The following is a 3665-nucleotide window of genomic DNA, read 5'->3' as shown; positions in this document are numbered from 1 at the left end:
TGGTGGCGGTGGTGCGGGAGGATCGTCCGGGGGATCAGCGGATTGTGGCCTATGCGGTCCCGACCGCGGATGCCGTGCCTGAGGTCGGGGAGTTGCGGGAGTTCGCGGCGGGTGTCCTGCCCGAGTACATGGTTCCGTCGGCGGTGGTTCTGCTGGACCGGGTTCCTGTGACGGTCAACGGCAAGCTCGACCGGGCGGCCCTGCCGATGCCGGACATCACTGTTTCGGCCTCGGGGCGGGCACCGCGTTCGGCGGTGGAAGAAGTCTTGTGCGGCCTGTTCGCCGACGTCCTCGGCGTCCCCCGGGTGGGCATCGACGACGGGTTCTTCGCCCTGGGGGGTCATTCGCTGCTCGCCACCCGGCTGCTGAGTCGTATCCGTGCCGTGCTGGGGGCGGAGTTGTCGGTGCGGGATGTGTTCGAGGCTTCGACGGTGGCGGGTCTGGCCGCCCGGCTGGACAGCGCTCACGATCGGAGCCGGCCTCCTGTCCGCCGCTTCGTGCCGCGCCCGGAAGCGGTGCCGTTGTCGTTCGCGCAGCGTCGGCTGTGGTTCCTGAACCGGCTGGAGGGGCCGGGGGCGACGTACAACATGCCGTTCGCGCTGCGGCTGTCCGGCGAGCTGGATGTGGATGCTCTGCGGGCGGCTCTGGGGGATGTGGTCGCCCGGCACGAGACCCTTCGTACGGTCTTCCCGGACACCGACGGAACACCCCGCCAAGTCGTCCTCGACGCCACCGAGACCGCGGCCTTCGCCCTGCCCGTACGCCACATCCACCCCGACGGGCTGAACGAAGCACTCGCCGACGCGACGGGCCACCGGTTCGACCTGACCACCGGCACACCGCTCCACGCCGAATTGCTCACCCTCGGCGCCGAAGAACATGTGGTGGTGTTCGTCCTCCACCACATCGCGGGGGACGGCTGGTCGAGCGGGCTACTGGCCCGGGATCTCTCCGACGCCTACGCGGCGCGCCGGGCGGGCCGGGCCCCGCAGTGGACCCCGCTGCCTGTTCAGTACGCCGACTACACACTCTGGCAGCGGGAGCTGCTGGGCCGGGAGGACGACCCGGACAGTCTGATCTCCCGTCAACTGGCCTACTGGACCCGCACACTGGCCGACCTCCCGGCCGAGTCGGCGCTTCCCACCGACCGACCGCGACCCGCCGTGGCGAGCCACCGCGGCGGCCGGGTGCCGTTCACCCTGGACGCGGCGGCGCACGCCCGGCTCCGCGCGATCGCCCACGACGGTGACGCCAGCCTGTTCATGGTCTTACAGGCCGGCCTCATCGCCCTGCTCAGCAGGCTGGGAGCGGGCACCGACATCCCGGTCGGCACACCGATCGCGGGCCGTACCGACGACGCGCTCGACGCCCTTGTCGGCTTCTTCGTCAACACCCTCGTACTGCGGACCGACACCTCCGGCGACCCGGCCTTCAGGGAACTCCTCGCCCGGGTGAGGGAGGCGGATCTCGCCGCCTACGCGAACCAGGACGTGCCCTTCGAGCGCCTGGTCGAGATCCTCAACCCCGACAGATCGCTGAGCAGGCACCCGCTGTTCCAGACGATGCTGGTACTGGACGGCGGCGGCGGTGCCGAGCCCCGGATCGATCTGCCAGGGGCGGTGGCGAGCCCGCTGCCGGTCGAGACCACGGCGGTCAAGTTCGACCTCTCCTTCACGGTGGCCGAGCGGCCCGACGCCGACGGCGAGGCGGCCGGGATCAGGGGCGTCCTCGACTACGCGAGCGATCTCTTCGACGCGGGCACCGCCGAGCGGCTGGCGGTCCGGTTCGTACGGCTGCTGGAGGCCGTGGCCGCCGACCCGGGGCTTTCGACGGCGGAGCTTCCGATCCTCGACGACGCCGAGCGCCGGCGGGTGCTGGTGGAGTGGAACGACACCGCCGCGCCGGTGCCCCCGGTGACGCTGGCGCGGTTGTTCGAGGAGCAGGCGGCCCGGACACCCGATGCGGTGGCGGTGGTTTCGGAGGGAGCGGAGCTCTCGTACGCGGAGCTGAACACGCGGGCCAACCGGCTCGCTCATCCGCTGATCGGGCGGGGCGCGGGACCCGAGCGAGTGGTGGCGGTCGCCCTGCCGCGCTCGGCCGACCTCGTCGTGGCGCTGCTGGCCGTCCTCAAGACGGGCGCGGCCTATCTGCCCGTCGACGCCGACCAGCCCTTCGAGCGCGTCCGCCTCATGCTCGACGACGCCCGTCCGGTGTGCGGGCTCACCCTGAGCACGACGGCCGCGGATCTGCCCCGGGGAAGCCTGCGGTGGATCGCGGTCGACGCCGCGGAGGGGACGAGTGCCGCCGGGGGAGCGGGCACAGCCGAGGGAGCGGGCGCAGCCGGGGGACGGCTGGAGAGGGATCCGCGCGACGCCGACCGCGTCGCGCCGCTGACGCCCTCGCACCCGGCTTATGTGATCTACACATCGGGATCCACGGGACGCCCGAAGGGGGTGGCGGTGCCTCACACGGGCATCGTCAACCGGCTGCTGTGGATGCAGTCGGAGTACGGCCTTGAGCCCGGCGAAGGCGTTTTCCAGAAGACCCCGTCCGGATTCGACGTCTCCGTCTGGGAGTTCTTCTGGCCGCTGATCGCCGGTGCCCGGCTGGTGATGGCACGCCCCGGCGGGCACCGGGACCCGGCCTATCTGGCGGCGGTGATCCGCGAACACGCCGTGACGACGGTGCACTTCGTGCCGTCGATGCTGCGGGCCTTCCTGGCCGTGCCGGACGCGGCCGCCGCGAGTGAGGGACTGCGGCGGGTCCTGTGCAGCGGGGAGGCGCTGCCGGCCGAGCTGATGGAGCGGGCCTGGGCGATCATGGGCCCGAAACTGCACAATCTGTACGGTCCGACCGAGGCGTCGGTGGATGTCACCTCCTGGCCGTGCGGGGACGGCTCCGGCCGTACGGTGCCGATCGGCCGGCCGGTGTGGAACACCCGGCTCTATGTGCTGGATGGTGGGTTGCGGCCGGTGCCGCCGGGTGTGGTGGGGGAGCTGTACATCGCCGGAAGGCAGTTGGCCCGGGGGTATTGGCGTCGTCCCGGTCTGACGGCGGAGCGGTTTGTCGCGGATCCGTTCGACCGTCTCGGTTCGCGGATGTATCGCAGTGGGGATCTGGCGCGGTGGTCGGTGGACGGGGTGCTGGAGTTCGCGGGGCGTGTGGATGATCAGGTGAAGGTGCGGGGTTTCCGGGTCGAGCTGGGTGAGATCGAGGCAGTGTTGTCCGGTCATCCTTCGGTGGCGCGGGTGGTGGCGGTCGTACGGGAGGACTGTCCGGGGGATCAGCGGATCGTGGCCTATGCGGTCCCGATCGCGGGCGTCGTGCCCGGGGCCGATGAGTTGCGGGAGTTCGCGGCGGGCGTGCTGCCCGAGTACATGGTTCCGTCGGCGGTGGTTCCGCTGGACCGGGTTCCTGTGACGGTCAACGGCAAGCTCGACCGGGCGGCCCTGCCGATGCCGGACATCACTGTTTCGGCCTCGGGGCGGGCACCGCGTTCGGCGGTGGAAGAAGTCTTGTGCGGCCTGTTCGCCGACGTCCTCGGCGTCCCCCGGGTGGGCATCGACGACGGGTTCTTCGCCCTGGGCGGCCACTCCCTGCTCGCCACCCGGTTGATCAGTCGTATCCGTGCCGTGCTGGGGGCGGAGCTGTCGGTGCGGGATGTG

1 protein-coding gene is annotated in these 3665 nt (G+C 71.4%); it reads left to right on the top strand.

What is annotated here, in order from left to right:
• Positions 1-3665 (top strand): non-ribosomal peptide synthetase (locus tag IE247_RS33815; RefSeq protein WP_190127201.1); only part of this gene is annotated, 3665 nt, incomplete at both ends.

The sequence above is a fragment of the Streptomyces inusitatus genome (assembly GCF_014651115.1).
GTDB classification, from domain to species: Bacteria; Actinomycetota; Actinomycetes; order Streptomycetales; family Streptomycetaceae; genus Streptomyces; species Streptomyces amakusaensis.
Note: the sequence above shows the minus strand (reverse complement) of the source record. Positions and strands in the feature narration are given on the sequence as shown.